This is a genomic window from Microcoleus sp. Pol7_A1 (genome assembly GCF_036701085.1).
Lineage (GTDB): Bacteria > Cyanobacteriota > Cyanobacteriia > Cyanobacteriales > Microcoleaceae > Microcoleus > Microcoleus asticus.
The window spans coordinates 46,248-67,852 of record NZ_JAUBQD010000042.1; the positions used below are offsets into that span (position 1 = coordinate 46,248).

Below are 21,605 nucleotides of genomic sequence, written 5' to 3' on the forward strand. Positions count from 1 at the left end.
GTACATTCACCCCACCCATTCACTTAGGATTTTGTACCCTTGCTGGCACATCTGTCAATCCCGCCTTCTGCATCAGCGAAATCACCCCTATAGATAGAATTCCCCCAATAATTGCCCCGACAACTACCAGGATAATAAAGACTTTTTGCAGAGTTTTTTTAGTTGCCGGGTGGTACTGTCTCGGCAATGCTTCACCTTGCTCGTCAACTTCTTGCTCCAAGGGGTCTAGCGGATTGGAGGGATTTGAGTTAAAAGGATTGGGCGCTTGATTCATGGTTAGTTTGGGTTAAAGGAGATCGACAACTATTTTAACTTGCGATTTACCCTCGCAGCTTAAATAATACATTCTGGTTTTACTGAATACTCTATAAATTTTATTAAGCTTGCTAAAATAAGGATTAACCCGGTTTATTGAATAAACCGGGTTTCTCAAGATACTAAAAGTTTTATGTCACGCTTCTGCTTTTGACAAACGATCGAGAGAAATAGTTGCCGCCTCAGATACTTGAGAATTGCTATCTTTTTCTAAGTATTTTAAAGCCGAAACGCTCTTAACACTCGGCAGATTGCCCAAAGCTTCAGCCAGCCGCTGACGGATCAGCCAATCTTCCGACTGAGCAAAATCGAGGATGCGATCGATCGCCCCAAGATCTTTAATTTCCCCCAAAGCCGAAATTGCCGCCTGCTGGATCACCACCTGCTCGCTGTCGAGAGCTTTTAGCAGCACGTCGCGAGCCCGGGGATCTTTGAGATTCCCCAAAGAAACAGCAGCGCTGAAGCGCACCAGCCATTGAGTATCTTCGTAAAAAGCCCGCACCAAAGCATCAAAAGCTCTGATATCTTCTAGATAGCCCAAAGCACCCGCAGCGTCAGCGCGAATGCCGTAATCTGGGTCAGTTTCTAGCAATTTGACTAGAATGGGATAGCACTCTGCTGTCGGTTTGACCCCGAGAGCAAACACAGCCATCGATCGCACTTGCAAACTTTCGTCGTTCAACACCTTTTTTATCAAAGGCACCGCCTCTGCAGCAGGCACGTTCCGCAAGTTGGCCAAAGCCACCATTCGATCCGCTGAATTTTGGCTTTCTAACTTGGCTGCAATTTGCTCTAAGCTTAAAGTTGTCATTATGAGTAAATCTTGTAGTAAAACTTTACATTCGGGTTATTTTGATTATAAGGGAGTCTCAGGGGAAAAGCAGGCAGTAAAAACCGCCCAAGGATTTGAGATCGGTAAGATTGCGGATTAGTGAGACGATTAATCTAAAGCTCAGATTGCGTAAAAATAATTAATTAGAAAGTTTATTATTTAAATCCCAAGCACAGGCGAGGTGTTTCTGCCGTTCCCCAAGGCTTTGCCCGATAGTTAGCCGCCCTCTGACAACCTGCAATCAACTATGTCGTTTTACCACCCGCCCTTTTACTCCTCAGCCTTAGAACAAGCGATCGATCGCTACCCTCTCACTGCCGGGCCAGAAACTTCCTTAGCAGTAGCGATCGCCTTGATGAGTCAGTTGCAAAACAGTTGTCCCCTAGTCAAAACACCTTTACCCTCAGACCGGGGATCTGTGACCGAAACGTCCGCGCCGGACAAGGTGCGGGCCCGCTGCGTGTTCGTAGTGGAGAATCAGCAGACTTTGACCACAGGCAATTTATCCGAGAACCCCAGCCGCGGACTGTTAATCGGCATATTAACTCCCGCCGACCTTGTGAGGCTGATAGCTTCTGGCAAAATAGACAGTCAGCATAAAGTAGCCCTGCACAAAATACCAATTTCCGAAGTGATGTCCCCGGTGTCGGTCTCCCTCACAGAATCCGATGACCAAGACGTGTTTACTGCTTTATCCTTATTTCGCCAGCACAAGATTCGCTATTTGCCGATCGTCAATCAATGGGGCCACTTGGTAGGAGTGCTGACGCGGGAAAGAATTCGCCAAGTATTGCAGCCTTCAAATATTCTCAAATTACGGCGAGTAGCAGAATTGATGACTACGCCAATTACAGCGCCCCACACCGCTTCGCTGAAGAGTATAACCGAACTGATGTCAGAGCATCAAGTCAGTTGTGTAGTCATTACAAAAAACAAAGAATTAACAATGGAGAAGCCCAAAGATGAGTATACCTCCATTTTTCACTATTCGTTTCACCAACCCCGGGGAATTCTTACCGAATATGACATCGTGCAGGCACAGTTTCTAGAACTAAATTTCGAGCAAACCCCAGCTCAAAAAGTCATGAGAACTCCCCTGCAATTTCTTCAACCTTCCGATTCCCTGTGGACGGCGCACAAAGAAATGCAGCAGCAACAAGTGCAGCGGTTGGTCGTGTGCGGGGGGCGCGGAGAACTGTTGGGAATTATTACTCAGACCAGCTTGCTCAGAGTCCTCGACCCCACCGAAATGTACCGAGTTGTCAAACAGTTGCAGCAGTCGGTTTATCAACTGCAAGCCGAAAAAGTGGAACTGCTGCAAAGCCGCAACGCAAAACTAGAACAGCAGGTGCGGGAACGGACTGCAAAACTCCACGAACAATTGCAGCGCGATCGGCTGTTAACTCACATTTCCTTGCGGATTCACCAATCCTTAAACCTCGAAGAAATTCTCCACGCCAGCGTCGATGAAGTCCGCCAAGTTTTGCAAGCCGATCGAGTAGCAATCCTGCATTTAGAGTCCAGCAATTACGGCATTGTAGTGGCAGAATCCGTTGCCGAAAATTGGCCTTCAATCTTGGGAGAAATCCTGCCCGATAATATTTGGCAAGAATCTGCTTCGGTGATAGAACAGGAAATTTATGCCGTCCCCGACATCGACCAAGCCCGTTTGAGCGCCGAAAAATATGCGCGGTTTCAACAAGCGCAAATTAAAGCTTATTTGATTGTACCAATTTTGGAAGACGGCAATTTATGGGGAATGATGTGCGTCCATCAGTGCTCCGAATCCCGGCAGTGGCAGCCTTCGGAAGTGGATTTGCTGCAGCAACTGGCAACTCAAATCGCGATCGCGATTCAGCAAGCCCAACTCTATCAGCAAGTGCAAAATCTGAACACCGACCTCGAACGTCAAGTCCAAGAACGCACCGCCGAATTGCAGCAAAAAGTTCACGAACTCCAGCATTTAAACGTCCTCAAAGATGAATTTCTCAGCACAGTTTCTCACGAACTGCGGACGCCTTTAGCTAATATAAAAATGGCTATTCATATGCTGAGAATTTCTCCCACACCAGACAGGCGCCAGATTTATTTAGAAATTTTAGAAACAGAATGTACTAGAGAAACAGATTTGATTAATGATTTGCTAGATTTGCAGCGGCTCGAAGCCGCAACTTGTCCGATCGACCTCGAACCAGTAAACTTAGAAGCCTGGCTGCCTACTATTATCGACCCGTTTTACACCCGGGCCCATGACCGCCACCAGGATTTGCGAGTAGAGTGCGATCGCCACCTTCCCACGATCAGTTCCAACCGAGCTAGTTTGGGACGAATTTTAGCAGAGCTCCTCAACAATGCCTGCAAATATACTGCCAATGACGGCGAAATTTCTCTGAAAGTTGAGTGCAAAAACGAATACTGCGAACAACGAGGACAAAGAAAGAATTCGCGACAAGCAATTGCTCTAGCTTCAGAAATCCAATTTAAACTCAGCAATCAATCGTCCATTTCCATAGAGGAATTGCCTCGAATTTTTGAGAAATTTTATCGAGTTCCCAACGCCGATCCTTGGAAACAAGGAGGTACAGGTTTGGGTTTAGCTTTGGTTCAAAAACTTGTCGAACAGTTGCAGGGGAAAATTGAGGTTGAAAGCAGCAATGGCTGGACTAATTTTACCGTCACATTTCCCACCAACCCTGATGAAAATTAGTCCGCCATCAATCAATTTTAGATTTTAGATTTTAGATTTTAGATTTTAGACTTCGGCCTGAGAGGTTCGCCGAGCGCTTAGTCAAGTCGCGCTCAGTCGAACGATTTTAGATTTTCGATTTACTCCACAGACGAATCTGGGAGCTTGAACAAGAGTCTAAAATTTTGGGAGTTCCATGACTCCTGTCGGGGGCTTGTATCCTTTTTTTGGGTGCCAGCTTTTTTGGGTGTCACTCTTTTTTGGAAGCTAGTTTGCGGATGCCAGACGGTGCTGGTGAAAAATTCAAATATTCATTTTTCTCTTCAACAACTGATGATTTAGATGGTTGATACTTCTTGCCTTTGGTGGCATGATTCGCAACTGTACCCAAGCAGGGTATGCCAAAATTTTCTAATTGACTGAAAACTTTTTGGACGACAGAAAATTTGACTTGGCGAATTGCTATAACCATCAGTATTCCATCGGTGCGCGCCGCTAAAAAATTCGCATCTTTACTGTCAACGAGCGGCGGCGTATCGTAGATCACTAAGTCAAATGTTGCCTGAAGTTCTTCCATTAAATACTGCATCTGAGATGAGGCAAGGCGTCTAGCAGTACCGGGAATAGGGAGACCGGCAGTTAATACAAAAAGATTATCTGCTAGATGCGATCGCTGGATAATTTCATTTGGTTCATTTTTATTGTCGAGCAAGTTGCTCAATCCCTTAACATTAGGCAGTTCCAACAACAAGTGCAGGCTGGGCGAATGCAAGTTCGCGTCTACTAACAGCACGCGCTGACCCGCCAGCGCTGCCACGTGAGCTAAGTTTAAAGCAACGGTAGATTTGCCTTCGCCAACTGTAGCTGAACCAACTGCCAAAGAGCTAATCGTTCGATTTGAAGAAAGAAAGCGGATATTAGTATAAAGAGAGTCAAAAGCTTCTATAAATTCCGAAGCATTTTTCTTATTACCCTCTTTTCCTTCAAGATAAGCATAGGCATTAGCAATAGAAGGCGGAAATTTCTTAGCATTTTTGTCAAGAGGAATTGCTCCCAATAAAGGTGCTTCCACCCCATCTTTAACGTCATCAACACTGTAGAAAATATTGCGGATTTTTTCAATGAGGATAGCAGATCCCAGACCCAACACTAGCCCCCCAATCACTGCCATCATAAATTTGTTTTTATTTTTTGATGCAACTGGAATCAGGTTGCCCTTAATATCTCGCGGTATCCGGGGTTCAGAAATTATTTCCCAAGGTACTTGGCTTTGAGCTGCTTGGATGCGCAGACTTTCCCGCTGACTTAAAAGTTGATCGCGGGTGCGGGCGGCGATGTCTAATTGCTGTTGCAGTTCGTTGTAGCGGCGGGCTATACTGGGAAATTCTCTGGCTTGTCGGCCCAAATCGTTTTTAGTTTGGGCGATCGCCTGACTGCGAGCTTCTAAGACTTGAACTTGGTTGGCAGTATCAACCAATTGTTTAATCAAGCCTATGCGAATTGAATTTTGAAAATTCTGAACTTTAGAATTGGCTTGGCTTCCTACTAAATTTTGCCCTAAAATTCGGTCAGTTTGCTGGTTGAGCAAAGCTACTAAATTTGTCCGCTTGCGCTCTAAAGCTTCCACTATAGGGTTAGCCGATTTAAAACGAGCTGTTTCTACAGCAATCTGACCTTCTACTTCCTTAACCTTGGTCAGCAACTCTTTATATTGAGGTTCTTCGCTTAAAGCTGAAGCAGCAATAGCTTCATTTGGTGTAAAATCTAATTGTTTTTGCAAGTTCGCGTACAGCGTTTTCTGTTCCTGCAGCAGCCTTTGAGTTTCTAACTCTAAAGTTTCTACGGTGCGAATTTGCTGGATCAATTGCGCCCCTTGTTCTTTAGGATCGGTAATCTTTTGTTGCTGTTGTATCACCTGTAAGTCCGACTTCAGGTCATTTACGCGCTTATTGAGTCCCGGAAGCTGGTCTTCAATAAAATTAACACCTTCACCAATGCGAGTCTTGCGTTCGTCAAGACTATATTTTAAATATTTCTTTTTAATTTCTTGTAAAACGAAATCAACTAATTGAGGATCAGTCCCCATGAAGCGAACTTCCAAAATTTTAGTGAGCGTCATCTCATCTTCACCCATCCGCAAAACGACTAAATTTTTTTGAAGAATTGCCTCGGTAAATTGTGGATATCGTTTTTGGACTTGTTTAACAATAGCCGACAGCATCTGAGGACTCTGGAGAATTTGAAGTTGAGTTGCGTAGTCCAAACTAAAAAATTCTCGACTAGGCACTGCCCCCCCCTCGCCGCGATTCGCTAGGGCAGCGGGGTCAGCAATTCTTGCCTCCGTTGTCACGGGTTCCACTAGCATCCGAAAATCGCCTTGATATGTTTGCTTACTGCCCTTGATCTGATAAGTAACTCCACCGCCTATTAGACCAATAATCCCAATAATGATTAGGGCTTTTCGCTGAAAAGTCCTCAACAACGGCTTTAGATTCAATCCTTTCTGAGGCTGCGCGCTTAATTCTTCTCCCTCCTCAACGGAAAATTGCTGCACCTGTCGGCTCTGGTTGCTAATGGGTACGATATGAGCGTCCTGTTCTCTTTCCATGTAGACCTCTTTAAAATTTTGTTGGTTAAATCAGCTTTGTTCTGCAAGCCTTTTGGTTGATACTTTGAGCATTGGCTTAAGGATATCACAGGAGATTCTTGCTTGGTCGAGCCCACTTCCTTCTAATAGTTCTCACTACTTTCACATAATATACAAAAATAACTAAATCCCTATGCTTTGCCGGCTGCAAAAGTTGTTTTACAACTGCTTGAGAATTGTATCCGACTGCATTTCGGTCGGCTGCATCGTGCATCTATTTAGGGTTTCGGGGGGGGCGAAGCAAACTTTTTCTGGTGTCGCTCAGCTTCGCCGCAGGGGCGCAATAGCTTTACCAAACTTTTACAATTGACCGTAACACCTCAGCCAGAGGTTGCGCCGATTGCCTAGTCATCTATGCCATTTTTGTGTTCGCCTACAGCGACAGCAGCACCTGTTAACTTATTCGCTAACTCACTGGCTAAAAAATTTTCCATTTTTCATGTAGATATAATTAGGAGCATTCAGCAGATTTTTGGAACGGCAACTAATCGAATCAATTTCCGATAAAAATCTGTCTCTTCTTTTAATTATAAACTTTTTGAGGAGCTGGAGGACTGCTTAAGTCTATATAATTCCTCACCTCCTCCATAATATCACAAATTTCTCTCAAAAGTCCGCGACTGACATAAAATTTAATAATCTGCGATCTCAAACTCGATCGACATCTCGAACAACTCAAGCATTCGGACTTTTTCTACCGGGGCGGATGGCGCTGCGCGATTTATGTATTTTCGTAAAAAAAACTAGGTTTCTGCGTTCCGGGGCTATGACTAAAACTATCGCTTTGATTCGCCCTCCGAGCAAGCTATAACAATCCTTTCGGGAAACGCGCAACAGGCTTTTTTTGAATTAACCGATACAATAAGAAGATGACACATTGTTAAAGAAAAAAAAAGAGCTAGCACAGGATGGGAGGATTGCTATCTATCTCGATCGGATTAGCTATTGGTAGTTGTTACTTTTCGCTTTTACTACTTGCCAACTACTCCTTATTAGCTTACTAATTTTGTGCTTTTCTTTCTCGGAGTTTCAACAATATTTCTGCATGAACTTCGCGGGTTATAGGATAAAAATATGTAAGAATCATGCCAGCAATTAAAGCAATTGTGGGCAGCGGCCCGATCGCAACTCGAATAGCAAACAGTGCAGACTCCGGCTGTACTGGCGCAGCCTGTCCCTGAATTGTGGCGAGAAATCCAGCTCCTTCTAATGCTTGTCCCACAAACCACAAACCGAGCGCCAAACCAATTTTTTGTAGCAACACCATAAACGAATAGAACACGCCTTCGCGTCTTTCTCCTGTTTGGAGTTCGTCGAGTTCAATGACATCCGGTATCATCGACCAAGGTATGAGATAAGCAGTGGAAACTCCGACACCTGCCATGACGGCTAGCAAATACATCTGGACTACTTGACCTGGTTGTAAGAAAAACAGTCCGGCTTGGGCGATAATCCACAAACTCATGCCCATAAAATATACGGCTTTTTTGCCGTATCTCTCGCTGACTTTACTCCAAACAAATAACATGGCGAGTGCAGTTCCTTGAACTGCGATCGCAGTTTGGGTAAAAGTTGCTGCTGGCAGTTTCATCCAGTCGATTACAAAGTAGGGCAAAATAGAAGCAGTTAATTGCACTCCCAGCCAAGAACAGAGGTAAATTCCAATTACGTACAAAAAAGGGCGATTGTTAAATGCAATCCGCAACTGTTCTTTCAGTGGCAAGGATGTTGAATCGTCTGCTACTGGATTTTCTGACAATTGAGAGAGTACGTGTTTGCGGGTTCCCAAAAAGCACCAGTACAAAGGCAATACTGAGATTACTGCACATAGTGCGCCTAAGATTAAGTATTTTTGGGTGTCATCTTGAACTCTTTCAAAGATATTTTGCGCTAAAATTAACGACAAAATGCTGCCGCCGATCGAGAAAGAAAACCGAAAACTGTTAAGGCTAGTGCGTTCGTTGTAGTCTTGGGTTAATTCTGGAGTGAGGGCGGTGTAAGGCAGGTTGACGGCGGTGTAGGCCGTGTTAAACAAAATGGCGATCGCCACATAGTACCAAAATAGTATCGTTGGATCTTTGCTGGGAACAATCCACTGCAAAAAGAAGAAGATGCCGAAAGGAATTGCCCCGTAAACGATCCAAGGATATCGGCGCCCCCAGCGGTGAGATGTGCGATCGCTCAAAACCCCCACAATCGGGTCATTTATGGCATCCCAAACCTTGCCGATCAGCAAAATGTTGCTAGCAGTACCTGCAGCCAAACCGGCGACGTTGGTAAAGAAATACAGCAGGAAAAATACCAAAACATTCGCAGTAATTGCGGGGCCGAGGTCGCCGGCACCGTATGCTAATTTTGTTGAGAAACTGAGTTTTTTTGTTTCGGCGTTGTCGGCGGCTGGGTGAGGCGGGGAAGTGTTGCTCATAAACTTTGATTTCGGGATTTTTTGGCAGTCACAGTCTTTCCAGTAGGAGTATAACTCGCGCTACGCCCTGATACTAAGTTTTTTGTAGCGATCGGGATTATTCTGAAGAATGGGTAATTGGTAATTGATAATTGGACTTATGCACCCATACCTCAGAAACCCGGTTTCTTCGTAGATTTCTCGTTGCGGTTCGGAAATTATTCGTAGAAACCGGGTTTCTAGCCTCCATGCGTTCAAGACTGTACGTTAAGGAAACAATCGCCCTACCTGAACTTCTATTTCGGGAAATGCCAGCATCGATCAAATTACATCTTCATCAAATATAGTTTCTTGCCTGTAATTTCTCCCCATCGGTTCGCGAAAAACATAAACTTGCGGCGTGTTAACATCAAGTATCCAATAATCAGGAATTCCCGCCTTAGCATAAGCCGGTGCTTTTCGCTTGCGGTCTGTTTCTAAAGTGGTATCAGCTATTTATGCTAATCAGAAAATGTTGGCGGTGCGGGATGAAAATCTTGGTACAGCCGGGGGTCGATTTGCACTACAGCAATATCCGGTTCTGGTTCTGAATTATCACTCAGATCGATCGGGTCTTGGATGCGAATTAAAGCAAGTCCTGCCAGCAGATTTCTCAGATAGTCCGCTGCACAGAGATTAGTTGCTGCGTGGAGAGGATTTTTTGCACTTATTGAGATAATTTTCCTGTCAATTAATTCGATTCGTTCATCGGGATTGAGAATGCCAGTTTCGGCCATGCGGCGATATTCGTCTACAGTCCACAAGCGTAAATCTGTTACAGTCATGGCACAATTTCCTTTGGCGATATTATTTATTATCGATGCACATTCTAGTTTTATATTAAATTGCTATGTCAGCAATCTAGATTTTGCTGTAATTGCTCCCACACACCACAAAATAGCATTGACCATCTCCGAACGCTGGATGTCCTCTTCAGCTAAAAAACTCGCAAACTCTTCATCAATATTTAGGTGGTCTGCAAAAGCATAAAGCACGGGCTTGTACTCTGTGGGCATCGGTGTTAATGTGGCTTTAACTAAATTTAACAGCGCGTTCAAACAGTTAAGAATAGTCCCTGATTCGTCCATATCTTCTGCATCGAGCAAGTACAGCGTTTCTGCAATGTCACAAATAGCATCTATTTGTGTGGGTGGCTTTCCCAGTTGGCTGACATCGATATTGCACAATTGGAGAGCGTTAATCGCTAGTTCTGGACGTGTAAAAAATACAAGTTGACCGCCGGCTACTAAAGGCTGCTCTTGTTCTCCGTAGACAATTAGAGTATATAGATTTGGTACTTCGGTGTCGGGGTCGATGCGAAAACCGAACAGCCACAGCAATTTTTCTGTATTTTGGTTCGCTGTTTGCAGTGTTTTTGCAGCATTTTTTGGTTCTGACATTAATTTTTAATCCCTATAAAATTTATGCAGAAAAACCCGGTTTTTACGCAAAATATGGGTTTTAGTGAGAAATTTATAAATAAACCGGGTTGATCGAGGCAATAATGCGTAATTTTTGTTTATAAATTTTTCTGGATAATGTCGCAGCATTCGGCGACGGTTGCTCTTTCTTCCATTGCTGCGACTAGGGCTTCGTAAGCTGATTTGTGGCTTTCAATCAGGTTTTTTGCTCGCAGCGAACCCCAGTTTTGTTTGAGTTGAATTTCTGAACTGGGACGGCGCAGTTGTGTTAAAATTGCGCTAATTTTTGTACGGTCTTCTGCTCCTCCTTGTGCGCTGCCGTAAACAAATTTTTCGGCGACTATTCCGGCCATCCACACGGTGCAGTATTGGTCTAAAAGTTGGGAGGAAAGAGTGCCATTTTGCAGTTGAGATGCTAATTGTTCGTCTTCAAATCGGACGCCGCCTTGAGCTGTTTGGCCTTGTTTAAATGCTTCCCAAGCGCTGAGGGCGTAGCTGGTTACGGGAATTCCCAATAGGTGGGCGACTAGGAAGTGTCCGGCTTCGTGGTGAAGGATACGATCGCGCTTTTGTTTGGAAGTTCCTCCCAGCCAATCTAATAAAATTGTACCGCCTTGACCTTGCCACTGGAAACTATCGAGGGTGGCTAGCCCCAACAGGCAAAAAGTGGCGATCGCAGGTACGGCTTCTGGCAAGTTGAATGCGGGGCCCAACAATATTGAAACGGTGATGGCAAAGATAGAAATAGCGATAATATTCAAAGAAGTGTCTTTCATAATTGGGAATTAGTAATGGGGAATTGGTAATGGGGAATTGGTAATGAGGAATTGCTAATGAGGTAAACTCAGGTACGATCGCGCGATCGGTTTTGCAGCATCGGTTCGATCGCAGCGCCCGGGACTTCCGACAAAAACTCCATCTTCCAGTTTGACTGAAAATTGTCGCTCCGAAGCCACCGATATTAAAAAGATATTAAAATAAATCAAAGTCCAGTAAAAGTGTTAGTGGAATCCTTCATGTCAGTTTTGGCAGCGATCGCAGTTTTAGGTATCTTGATTGTCGTTCACGAACTCGGCCACTTCCTGGCGGCGAGACTTCAACACATCCACGTCAACCGCTTCTCTATCGGTTTCGGGCCCATCCTCTGGAAGTACCAAGGCCCGGAAACAGAATATGCCCTCCGCGCCTTTCCCCTGGGAGGTTTCGTGGGTTTTCCGGACGACGATCCAGACAGTACAATTCCCCCAAATGACCCGAATTTGCTCAAAAATCGCCCCGTGCTCGATCGGGCGATCGTCATTAGTGCAGGGGTAATTGCCAACTTGATTTTTGCTTACTTCCTGTTGGTGGTGCAATTGGGCACTGTCGGCGCTGCAGAAATGAACTACCTACCGGGAGTTAAAGTCCCGGAAGTCGCAGCGGAAGTCAGTTCTGCCGCGAAACAAGCCGGAATTCGATCGGGCGACGTTGTTCTGTCTGTTGACGGCAAGGAATTGGGCGCTTCCCGCGAAGCAATCAAATTATTGGTCGCAGCAATCCAAGATCATCCCAACCAACCCCTAGCGTTGGAAATTCAGCGCCAAGAACAAAAATTTGTGGTGACAGTAACTCCCGAAGAGTCGCCCGACGGCAAAGGTCGCATTGGCGTGCAGCTAACTTCTAACGGCACTGTCGTGCGGCAGAGGGCAGGAATTGTAGAGGCGTTTAGTAAGGCCGCCAAAGAATTTGAGCGGATTGTGGTGCTGACGGTTCAAGGTTTCGGGCAGTTACTTAGCAATTTCAGCCAGACTGCCGACAAGCTGTCCGGGCCTGTAGCGATTGTGGCTATTGGTGCAGGGATTGCCAAATCGGATGCTGCCAGTTTGTTTCAGTATGCTGTGCTAATTAGCATCAATTTGGCTGTGATTAATATCTTGCCTTTACCTGCTTTAGACGGCGGTCAGCTAGCTTTTCTGTTGATAGAAGGACTGCGGGGCAAGCCTCTGCCGAACCGCATTCAGGAAAATGTTATGCAGACTGGTTTGATGCTGTTGCTGGGTTTGGGAATTTTCTTGATTATTCGGGATACAGCTAATTTGGCTGGGTTCGATTTGATGGGCAATCTTCGGCAACAATAGTCAATAGTCAGTAGTCAGTAGTCAGTAGTCAGTAGTCAGTAGTTGGTTGTTATTGATTATTGATTATTGATTATTGGTTATTTGTTATTTGTTATTTGTTGGTTGCCACTAATAACCTATAAGATTAGTCAACAGTTAAAAATTAACAGTCATTAGTCATTACAGCAATTTTGACTAATGACTAATATTCGATCATTAAATTTGGGGAAAAAAGCAATGATTACACAACTGCAATCTCCCGAGAAATCAAAAATCGTCTACCCAGATGACAACGGAGAACCCATGTCAGATAATACCGAACAGTTTCGATTAATCGTCTGGATTAAAGAAAATTTAGAACTTTTATTTGCGAGCGTTGCTGATGTTTTTGTGGCGGGTAACTTACTGTGGTATCCAGTAGAAGGAAATAATAAACTTGCTCAAGCACCAGATGTGCTGGTAGCCTTTGGCAGACCGAAAAGATATCGAGGTTCCTACCAACAGTGGAACGAAGATAACATTCCGCCGCAAGTCGTGTTTGAAATTTTGTCGCCGGGAAACCGTCTAACTCCGATGATTCAAAAATTCAAATTTTACGAACGCTACGGCGTGGAAGAATATTACTTGTACAACCCTGAACAAGTGGATTTAACTATATGGCAGCGTCGAGACCAAGAATTAGAAGCTGTAGAATCGGCGGACGGTTGGGTAAGTCCCAGACTAGGAGTGCGGTTTCAACTATCAGAAACCGCACTACAAATATTCGGGCCTAACGGATCGCCATTTGTAAGTTTTGTCGAACTTGCTCAACTGCGAGAGCAAGCAGAATCAAGAGCTGAACAAGAACAGCAAAGGGCCGAACAAGAACGGCAAAGGGCCGAGCAAGCAGAAGCTTTGCTGGAACAAGAACGATCGCGATCGGAAGCTTTAGAAGCTCGACTACGCGAAATGGGAATCGACCCCAATATTTTATAAATCACTAATGACTAATGACTAATGACTAATGACTAATGGCTAAAAAGTTAAGTTTAAAACAACGATCGCTAGAAATTCTGATTCGCCTCAAACGCCTCTATCCAGAAGCTCCTTGTACTCTCAACTACGAAACTCCCGTGCAGTTGCTGGTGGCGACGATTCTCTCGGCTCAGTGTACGGACGATCGAGTAAATCTGGTAACGCCGGCTTTGTTTGAGCGTTTTCCCGATGCGGTGGCTTTGGCAAATGCTGATTTAGAAGAACTCGAAAGTCTGGTGCGATCGACTGGTTTCTACCGCAATAAGTCTAAAAATATTAAAGGTGCTTGTCAGGCGATCGTCAATAAATTTAACAATCAAGTACCGCAGCGGATGGAACTGCTGCTAGAATTGCCCGGAGTTGCCCGCAAAACCGCTAATGTCGTTCTCGCCCACGCTTTTGGTATTAATATGGGCGTGACGGTAGACACTCACGTCAAACGTTTGACTCAGCGGTTGGGATTGACCGAACATACCGATCCTATAAGGATCGAGCGGGATTTGATGGTATTGTTGCCGCAGCCGGATTGGGAAAATTGGTCGATTCGGTTGGTTTATCACGGCAGGGCAGTTTGTAATGCGAGAAATCCGGCTTGCAATATTTGCGAACTTGCAGATTTGTGCCCTTCTGCTAATATTTCGTAGGTTGCGTCAGTGCCGAGGCTAGCAACTAGCATTAAAATATAGAATCTGACGCACCTTACAATTGCTGAAATGAATCCCCAACGATAAATGAACTCGATCGGTCGCTCGTTTTTTGAGTTTGCTATAATTCTTGTCAACAGCTTAATACTAAGGAAGTAAGTATATGAGTATTGCGATTTCCCTCAGTCCAGAAATAGAGGCACTACTTCGTGAAAAAGCCGATCGGGAAGGACAAGATATTAGCCTTGTTGCTGCCCAATTGCTAACTCGGATATTAGAATGGGAAGCCCGAGACTCTGAAGAAGCTATTGAGGGTATTCAGGAGGGGTTAAATGATTTTGAGTTAGGACGGTTCCGTTCTTTTGATGAATTTGCTAAATCACAGCGCACCAAGTACAATTTTCCAGCGAATTGATGACATATATCATTGAAATTTCTAGCGTTGCAGAAGCACAAGCTGATAGTGCATTCCTGCTCTTATCTCAGATGACATCACCAGAGAAAGCAAGGGAGTGGTATGAGGGATTGTTGAAAGCGATCGAATCTTTATCGGCGATGCCAAAACGCTGTCCTATAGCCAGGGAGAATCAATATTTCAGTAAAGAAATTCGGCAATTACTTTACGGTAAAGGGCGCACCTCATACCGAATTCTTTTCACTATTGCCGAAAGTGAAGATGTGCCCGCAGTTCGCATCCTCCACATTCGACACGCTGCACAACAAACTCTTGGCGATAACCAGGAGTAGTTGCTAGGGTGCGTCAGCTCGAATTCGAGCAACTGTCGATCGCACAATATTACCTGATGCACCCTACAAATGAGATAAGTTGTTGTGTGTAAATAAAAATATTTCAAACTAAAGTTATCCAAAAAGACAAAAATATAGTAAAATAGTAGATTGTGATTTATCTAAGGATATCAACAGATTATGGCTAAAAAGAGCATGGTCGAGCGCGAGAAAAAGCGCCAAAGACTCGTAGACAAGTACGCCGACAAGCGGGAAGACCTGAAAGACCAGTTTGACCAAGCTAACAATCAGATGGACAAAATGGCGATTCACCGCCAACTGCAACAGCTACCCCGCAGCAGTTCGCGGACTCGCTTGCGGAACCGCTGCTGGGCAACTGGACGGCCCAGAGGTTACTATCGTGACTTCGGACTGTCTCGCAACATGATGCGGGAAATGGCTCACGAAGGTCTTTTGCCCGGTGTTGTGAAGTCTAGCTGGTAGCACGAAGGAAGAAGGAAGAAGGGAGAAGGAAGAAGGAAGAAAGAAGAAAAAAACTCACGATTAATCGGCAGGATTATGTTTGGGGTTGATTTTTGTTTCAGACTTATGAGTTAAATTTTCCTCCTTCTTGCTTCACTGACCGCAGCATTTATCGATACCGAGACTTTCGAGTAACAAGTCGCTGACGGCATTGGCGATCGCAAATTCGCCGTAGAAGCTTTTAGAAAAATCATAAGCCTGCATTTCGGTGACGATCGCAATTACGAGGCTGCCCAAGTCATTTTCGCCTTCCATGCGCTGGCGGACATAGATTTGGGCAGCTCTTTTAGCTATTTGCTGGTTGGCTGCTTCTGGGATAAACTCGGAGTCTAGCCATGCCAGCAGCGTTTGTTGGAGCCATTGGCCTTCTTGTTCGGGGTTTTTGGCGGGCGGTAAGGTAATAGGTTCGATGGTTTCAGACATGATTATTCCTAATTGCTAATGTTGACTTTGAAAAGTTAACTGACAAATGAGAACTGATAAATATATGCAATATGATATACCGACAATTATACAAGGATATGCGCAAGGCTACTTCTTGATGGCAAATGACGGCGAGGAAAGTTTGGGGTGGTATTCCAGCCGTCAGCGGGCGCTGATTCCCCTGGATGAAAGATTTACCTATCCGAAATCCCTGCGCCGCCAAATCAATCAAAATCGGTTTTCGGTGGCTGTGAACCGCGATTTTGGGGCGGTGGTTGAGGGTTGTGCCGATCGCGAAACTACTTGGATTTCTAGGGAACTCAAACAGATTTACTGGGGTTTGTATGAGGCCGGTTGGGCTTACAGCTTCGAGACTTGGTGCGGCGACGAATTGGCGGGCGGTATTTTAGGATTGTCGATCGGCGGTGCGTTTATTGGGGAGTCGATGTTTTACCGAATTCCCGAGGGTTCTAAGGTGGCGATGGTGAAGTTGGTGGAGAGATTGCGCGATCGATCTTATCTACTTTTCGACGCTCAAATGAACAATCCGCACTTGGAAAGATTCGGCGCTTATACTGTTAAGGAAAAACTGTACAACACTCTTTTGCAAGCAGCTTTGAAGCGCCGCTGCTCGCTATTTTAATTAACATAGGATTTACGCATGGGAACTCAGAAACCGGGTGTTTTCCACAAATATTGCATCAGAGCCTTTAACTGATGAAAAACCCGGTTATGAAGGTTGGTAGGGAGTCCATAAACCGGGTTTTTTCCCGAAAAGGCTGCATCTGATCCTTTAACTGGTGAACAACCCGGTTTCTTGATAGCTTGGTAGGGAGTCCAGGACTGTTTTGTTGGGAAAAGGCGATCGCCCATCGAATATTATATACTGAGAATGTAAGCAACCAGGCGCGGGAGACTCAGGCAATGGAGTGGTTAGTATTGTGGGGAGCAACAAACTTGGCTGGATTTATTTTCAAAGAAGTTTTGCTTAAACTGGCGCAGTCAGCATTAGAAGACCATGTAAAAGATTTTTTTAAAGCCTCGATTAAAGATTTGGTAGATTTAGCGAAAGAAAAACCATTGAGAGTTGCTTTCGGGAAAGGAATTACAGAATTTTTATATATTGTACAGGGAGAACTAGAAGATGCAGAAGATGATGATGCACAAATTGAGCCTCCTCCAATTCTGCAATACCAAGATTCATTAAGCAAGTTCCTGCAAGATAAATCGGTATTAGAAACTTTGGGTCAACCTTTCAGTAAAGCACTAGGAACTACTTCGGCTGCTGATGGAACTTTTTTTGATTGTGGATTACTCGCACGAAAATGGAATGACCTCAATTTACAGCCTTTACCTCATGAGTTCAACTGGCCAAAAGTTGGCAAGCGTTATTCTAGAAAAGTAGAAGCTATCATTCGCGAGTCGGATGATTTACGGAAACTTTTAGATTCAGAAAATTTGGCAGGAATTAGAAAAACTTTAGAACAAAGTGTTTCCATTTCACCAGATTTTGAATTGAGTCGTTATCAAAAAGGACTGAAAAAAGCTTACAGCCAACTCAAGCTGGAGAGTTTAGATACCAGCGGTTGCAATTACAGCCTGCAATTGTGGAATATATTTGTGCCTCAAAAGGTCAAGGAAGAGAGGAATAGCACAGAACCTCTTCCTTCAGTTTTAGATTTGCTCAACGACGGTCAACAAATTTACAAATATACAGTTATTCTCGGTCGTCCTGGTTCTGGCAAGTCTACTCTAACACAGTTTAAGGCATTAGAATGGGCAACGGCTCAACCAATCATTTGGTCTTCCAAAGAATTGGTTGAGCCGTTGAATTGCGAAATTATATTGAAAATCAAAAACAATCACGGTGCACTTTTTTAGAATACCTTCATAAAGGAACTGGAGTTAGCGGCGGTACTCTCAATCAGCGCGATTTAGCTGAATGGTTGAAAAATCATAAAACTGTTGTGATGTTTGATGGATTGGATGAGGTGCTGGATGATGCAGTACGGGAAAATGTAGTTACTGATATTATTAATTTTGCTAATGACTATCCGAAAGTCCGAGTTTTAGTCACCTCTCGCATTGTCGGTTACGAACAGCAGGGACAACGGTTCCGAAATGCTAATTTTCGGGAGTTCATGTTGCAAGACTTAGATATAGATCAAATTAAAAATTTTGTCACTAAATGGCACGAATTGGCTTTTGAGGATCGCCCAGATGAAGGAATTAAAAAATGCGCTCGCCTCCAGCGCTCAATTGATAATTACTCAGCTTTTATAGAATTAGCAGGAAATCCTTTGCTGCTCACCATGATGGCAATTTTGAACCGATTTGAGGAACTGCCAAGAGATAGAGCTACCTTATATAAAAGGGCTTCAGCATTATTGCTACAGCGTTGGGACGGCCGCAAAAACTTGCAAGACAGAAGTCCGTTACTTGAGCGTGCAAATACATATCTTGATTCTACTAGAAAACAGGAAATGTTGCGCTTGGTTGCTCACCAAATGCAAGATGGTGCTGACACATTGAAGGCAAATTTAGTCATTAGCAAGGAGGATTTAGACCAGACACTGACTGAATATTTACATGGACAAGTTTCAGAGCCTGCATTAACAGCTAATGCTTTGCGAGAGGATTTAACAGCGAGAAGTTTTATTTTATGTTTTCTCGGTGGTGATTCCTATGGATTTGTTCACAGGACTTTTTTGGAATATTTCTGTGCTTGGCATTTTGCATTTGCTTTCGAGAAAGAACGGAATATTACCCTTGAAAACCTGAAACAAGATGTTTTTGGTACTCGTTGGCATAATTCGTCTTGGCATGAGGTTCTGAGTTTGATTGTTGGTCAAATTCATACCACGTTTGGTAAAGAAATTATTGAGTATTTATTAGCTCAAGATGGAGCATCGAAGGATTTTAGTAATCTTTTTCTAGCTGCTAAGTGTTGTGAAGATATGAGGGATTTTCTCCAAATTCCAGAGACGCAGAATCATCTCATTGAACAATTACAATCTGTGGTGGATAGTCAGGCTGATGTGAGTGATGATATTCGCAATCAGGCGAGGGCAATTATCGCAAAATACCAGCCAGAGCCTTTACTTTAACATTCCTAGGTTTTGCCGGTTAGTGACTACTTAACATTAAACAGAAAGTCTTTTTTGTTTGTATTAAAGTCTAGATCCCCCCTAACCCCCCTTGACAAGGGGGGGACAAGAAAACCTTCCTATGCTCTGCCGAGGAACGAGAATAAATGAGAAAAAGTGTTCTTTTCAGTTTTCTTAAGAGGACTTTAGCTTTGAGACACGGAATTCATTGCCTGTCGGACTCTCGGACTTATGAAGGGAGATTTGGAGGAGCTAAAATTTGTGGTAAAATAAGACAGAACGAATGAGGCAGCCATTATGGATTTGCTAGCAATGTCAGGAATTTCAACAAATACAGTCGGGTTTCTCTACAAAACTCTGCTGGAAAAACTGATGCGCGAAAATCTCGATAATTTCGTTGTCAAACTTTTCTCCACAAATGACGCTCAAATTGCAGACTCAACTCAAGACACCCTCATCCAAGCCTGCATAGCATCGCTGACACAGTTTTTGCTACTGGTACAGCAAGAGTTGGAAGATGCAGATGAATCAGAAACGAAAGTGATTCAATATACTGATTCTTTAGATCAATTTATTCGCCATCCAGCCGTACTCGCCGAATTGGGAAAGCCTTTTCAAAATGCTGAACAATTCCCAGATAGTCATCAGTTAGCACAGACTTGGGAAACTCTACATCTACTACCGCTACCTGATGAATTTGATTGGAAACAATTAGCTAAACGGTATCGGCGCAAAGCACTCGCACTTGGGCAAGAATCCCTGGCTTTACAAAATTTCCTCGCTGCGCCAAAAGGTGCTGTAGCACTGGAAGAAACTGCTGATATTAGTTGGCTGCGGTATCGCGACGCAATTAAAAATAATTACGGTTATCTCAGATTAGATACTGTTGAAACTTCGGGTTACAGCTATCAACTGCAATTGTGGAATATTTTTGTGGCTCAAGATGTGCGGGAAGTTGGCGAAGCTATGCCGCAAATTCATGAGTTGCCCAAATCTTATCAACAGCGACTCATTGATAGCCATCAACTAGATCCTGAAGATATTTTACCTGAAAATTGGGAACGCTACCAAAAAGTTTATGCTGAATCAGCTCCTCGTTCTGTACTAGAATTAGTAGAGGATCAACAAAATTACCCATATTTAGTAATCTTGGGAGATCCGGGTTCTGGGAAGTCGAGTTTAGTTCAGTATCTCGCTCTTCAATGGGCTGAACAACCAGTCCCAAATTTGACTTCGCAGCCGATTCCACTACTGATTGAGTTGCGGAAGTATATGCAAGATTGCAACTCCCAGCAGTGTACGGATTTTCTGGATTTTTTCCATCAAGCTAGCAATTCAATCTGCAATATTGAGCGGGAATTATTGCAAGCACGGCTAGTTGCTGGCGGCGCTTTTGTGATTTTTGATGGGTTAGATGAAGTGTTTGATCCGCAGCAACGAGAGCAAGCTGTTGGCGAGATTATTAAGTTTACCACAAACTATCCCCGCGTGCGAGTGTTGGTGACTTCTCGCGTCATTGGTTACAAGCCGCAGCAGCTTCGTGACGCAAATTTTCGGCACTTCATGCTACAAGATTTGACAGATTCGCAAATTAAAGATTTTCTGCAAAAATGGCATAATTTGGCTTTTAATGATCTAAAAGACCGGGTTCAAAAGCAAGAAAGGCTACGTCGGGCGATTGATGAATCTCAGGCTATTCGAGAATTGGCGGGAAATCCTTTGCTGTTAACGATGATGGCGATTCTCAATCGCTATCAAGAATTGCCGAGAGATAGAGCAGAGTTGTACCATCAATGTTCGCGAGTTTTGCTGCAACAGTGGGATTTGGATAAAGCTCTCAATGATGAACGTCTTGATGTGGTGATTGACTTTAAAGACAAACAAGCTATGCTGCGGCTAGTTGCGGCGGAAATGCAAGCAAACGCTAGGGGTTTAGCTGGAAATTTAATTGCCGCGCCACGATTGCAAGAAATTATTGATGATTATTTGCAAGTTATTAAAAGCAAAGATTCTCCCAAGATAGCTATGTTGATTGTCGAGCAACTACGGACTCGCAATTTTATTTTGTGCTTTTTGGGTGCTGATTATTATGCTTTTGTGCACCGGACATTTTTGGAATATTTTTGTGCTGCGGATTTTGTGTGGCAATTTGAAAGAGAACGCAAAATAGATCGGGAATATCTCAAAACTAAGGTGTTTGGTGAACACTGGCAAGAGGAGTCTTGGCACGAAGTGCTGCGGTTGATTGCTGGTTCAATTAATGAACTGTTCACAGGGGAAATTATCGAGTATTTAATGACTCAGAACGGGGAAGCGGAAAAGTTTAGTAATCTGTTTTTGGCCGCGAAGTGTTTGGATGAAGTGAGGAATAGAAATACTATTGATGGAATTGTTAGGAATTTGCGCGATCGAGTCAAAGAGTTAACTCGATATAGCTATAAGCTTAATGTTGGCATTTTTATCAATATAAAACACTATCTGTTAGTTATAGAAATTCGCAGACAAGCAGTAGCAGCAGTTGCAGCAACTTGGAAAGATGACCCGGAAACCTTACCTTGGCTCAAACAACGCGCTCAATCCGAGGATAATTCGGATGTGCGACGTGCAGCAGTCCAAGAATTAGCACGGGGGTGGAAAGATGACCCGGAAACCTTACCTTGGCTCAAACAACGCGCTCAATCCGAGGATAATTCGGATGTGCGACGTGC

Annotated in this window: 21 protein-coding genes; 11 read left to right on the forward strand and 10 right to left on the reverse strand. The window is 44.0% G+C overall.

Annotated features, from left to right (window positions below; translation table 11 throughout):
- Nucleotides 1-19 precede the first annotated feature (19 nt).
- Together QUA20_RS21575 and QUA20_RS21580 are read right to left on the reverse strand one after the other, a co-directional pair.
- Nucleotides 20-274, reverse strand: a complete 255-nt coding sequence (locus tag QUA20_RS21575; protein WP_172188171.1) for a hypothetical protein — start codon at nucleotides 272-274, stop codon at nucleotides 20-22.
- Between the two features lie 177 nt (nucleotides 275-451).
- Nucleotides 452-1,126 (reverse strand): HEAT repeat domain-containing protein, encoded by a 675-nt coding sequence (locus tag QUA20_RS21580; RefSeq protein ID WP_333191068.1) that lies wholly within the window; start codon nucleotides 1,124-1,126, stop codon nucleotides 452-454.
- Nucleotides 1,127-1,394: 268 nt separating this feature from the next.
- Between QUA20_RS21580 and QUA20_RS21585 the strand changes: the two genes are divergently transcribed.
- A complete protein-coding gene (locus QUA20_RS21585; RefSeq protein WP_333191069.1) occupies nucleotides 1,395-3,854 on the forward strand; it encodes a CBS domain-containing protein in 2,460 nt (819 codons plus the stop codon).
- A gap of 229 nt (nucleotides 3,855-4,083) precedes the next feature.
- On the opposite strand, the gene QUA20_RS21590 is transcribed toward QUA20_RS21585, so the two are convergent.
- The 7 genes from QUA20_RS21590 to QUA20_RS21620 form a co-directional block, all read right to left on the reverse strand.
- Entirely contained in the window at nucleotides 4,084-6,441 is a 2,358-nt protein-coding gene (locus QUA20_RS21590) for a polysaccharide biosynthesis tyrosine autokinase (protein ID WP_333191070.1), read from the reverse strand.
- A gap of 1,039 nt (nucleotides 6,442-7,480) precedes the next feature.
- Nucleotides 7,481-8,905, reverse strand: a complete 1,425-nt coding sequence (locus tag QUA20_RS21595; RefSeq protein ID WP_333191071.1) for an MFS transporter — start codon at nucleotides 8,903-8,905, stop codon at nucleotides 7,481-7,483.
- A gap of 300 nt (nucleotides 8,906-9,205) precedes the next feature.
- Nucleotides 9,206-9,379: a Uma2 family endonuclease gene (locus QUA20_RS21600; protein WP_333191083.1), complete on the reverse strand. Its 174-nt coding sequence runs from the start codon at nucleotides 9,377-9,379 to the stop codon at nucleotides 9,206-9,208.
- 5 nt (nucleotides 9,380-9,384) lie between these two features.
- Entirely contained in the window at nucleotides 9,385-9,708 is a 324-nt protein-coding gene (locus tag QUA20_RS21605; RefSeq protein ID WP_333191072.1) for a Uma2 family endonuclease, read from the reverse strand.
- Between the two features lie 63 nt (nucleotides 9,709-9,771).
- Entirely contained in the window at nucleotides 9,772-10,323 is a 552-nt protein-coding gene (locus QUA20_RS21610) for a hypothetical protein (RefSeq protein ID WP_333191073.1), read from the reverse strand.
- A gap of 119 nt (nucleotides 10,324-10,442) precedes the next feature.
- The gene (locus tag QUA20_RS21615; protein ID WP_333191074.1) at nucleotides 10,443-11,120 is read right to left on the reverse strand and encodes an ATP-dependent Zn protease; all 678 of its coding nucleotides are present in this window, start codon (nucleotides 11,118-11,120) and stop codon (nucleotides 10,443-10,445) included.
- A 54-nt stretch (nucleotides 11,121-11,174) separates the two neighbouring features.
- Complete coding sequence (locus tag QUA20_RS21620) at nucleotides 11,175-11,300, reverse strand: hypothetical protein (protein ID WP_333191075.1); 126 nt, start codon at nucleotides 11,298-11,300, stop codon at nucleotides 11,175-11,177.
- Nucleotides 11,301-11,360: 60 nt separating this feature from the next.
- On the opposite strand from QUA20_RS21620, the gene rseP reads away from it, so the two are divergent.
- The 6 genes from rseP (at nucleotide 11,361) to rpsN (ending at nucleotide 15,328) form a co-directional block, all read left to right on the forward strand.
- On the forward strand, nucleotides 11,361-12,461 hold the full coding sequence (gene rseP / locus QUA20_RS21625; protein WP_333191076.1) for an RIP metalloprotease RseP: 1,101 nt from the start codon (nucleotides 11,361-11,363) through the stop codon (nucleotides 12,459-12,461).
- Between the two features lie 216 nt (nucleotides 12,462-12,677).
- Nucleotides 12,678-13,415 carry a Uma2 family endonuclease gene (locus QUA20_RS21630; protein ID WP_333191084.1) on the forward strand — a complete coding sequence of 246 codons (738 nt, stop codon included), beginning with the start codon at nucleotides 12,678-12,680 and terminating at the stop codon, nucleotides 13,413-13,415.
- Nucleotides 13,416-13,450: 35 nt separating this feature from the next.
- Entirely contained in the window at nucleotides 13,451-14,098 is a 648-nt protein-coding gene (gene nth / locus QUA20_RS21635; protein ID WP_333191077.1) for an endonuclease III, read from the forward strand.
- Between the two features lie 163 nt (nucleotides 14,099-14,261).
- Nucleotides 14,262-14,513, forward strand: coding sequence for a hypothetical protein (locus tag QUA20_RS21640; protein WP_172188151.1), 252 nt, complete (start codon nucleotides 14,262-14,264; stop codon nucleotides 14,511-14,513).
- Nucleotides 14,513-14,845 carry a type II toxin-antitoxin system RelE/ParE family toxin gene (locus QUA20_RS21645; RefSeq protein WP_333191078.1) on the forward strand — a complete coding sequence of 111 codons (333 nt, stop codon included), beginning with the start codon at nucleotides 14,513-14,515 and terminating at the stop codon, nucleotides 14,843-14,845. The genes QUA20_RS21640 and QUA20_RS21645 overlap by 1 nt, the downstream gene beginning before the upstream one ends.
- A 180-nt stretch (nucleotides 14,846-15,025) precedes the next feature.
- Nucleotides 15,026-15,328 carry a 30S ribosomal protein S14 gene (gene rpsN / locus QUA20_RS21650; RefSeq protein WP_006633844.1) on the forward strand — a complete coding sequence of 101 codons (303 nt, stop codon included), beginning with the start codon at nucleotides 15,026-15,028 and terminating at the stop codon, nucleotides 15,326-15,328.
- Between the two features lie 132 nt (nucleotides 15,329-15,460).
- Here rpsN and QUA20_RS21655 read toward each other — a convergent pair whose 3' ends face one another.
- Nucleotides 15,461-15,790: a hypothetical protein gene (locus QUA20_RS21655; RefSeq protein ID WP_006633845.1), complete on the reverse strand. Its 330-nt coding sequence runs from the start codon at nucleotides 15,788-15,790 to the stop codon at nucleotides 15,461-15,463.
- A gap of 46 nt (nucleotides 15,791-15,836) precedes the next feature.
- Here QUA20_RS21655 and aat point away from each other — a divergent pair, with 46 nt between their 5' ends.
- The 4 genes from aat to QUA20_RS21675 form a co-directional block, all read left to right on the forward strand.
- Nucleotides 15,837-16,433, forward strand: coding sequence for a leucyl/phenylalanyl-tRNA--protein transferase (gene aat / locus QUA20_RS21660; protein ID WP_425487376.1), 597 nt, complete (start codon nucleotides 15,837-15,839; stop codon nucleotides 16,431-16,433).
- A gap of 296 nt (nucleotides 16,434-16,729) precedes the next feature.
- Nucleotides 16,730-17,671 (forward strand): hypothetical protein, encoded by a 942-nt coding sequence (locus tag QUA20_RS21665; protein WP_333191079.1) that lies wholly within the window; start codon nucleotides 16,730-16,732, stop codon nucleotides 17,669-17,671.
- Nucleotides 17,623-18,897, forward strand: a complete 1,275-nt coding sequence (locus QUA20_RS21670) for a hypothetical protein (protein ID WP_333191080.1) — start codon at nucleotides 17,623-17,625, stop codon at nucleotides 18,895-18,897. Before QUA20_RS21665 ends, QUA20_RS21670 begins: the two co-directional genes overlap by 49 nt.
- A gap of 297 nt (nucleotides 18,898-19,194) precedes the next feature.
- Nucleotides 19,195-21,605: NACHT domain-containing protein (locus QUA20_RS21675; protein WP_333191081.1), on the forward strand; the 2,411-nt coding region annotated here is incomplete at its 3' end.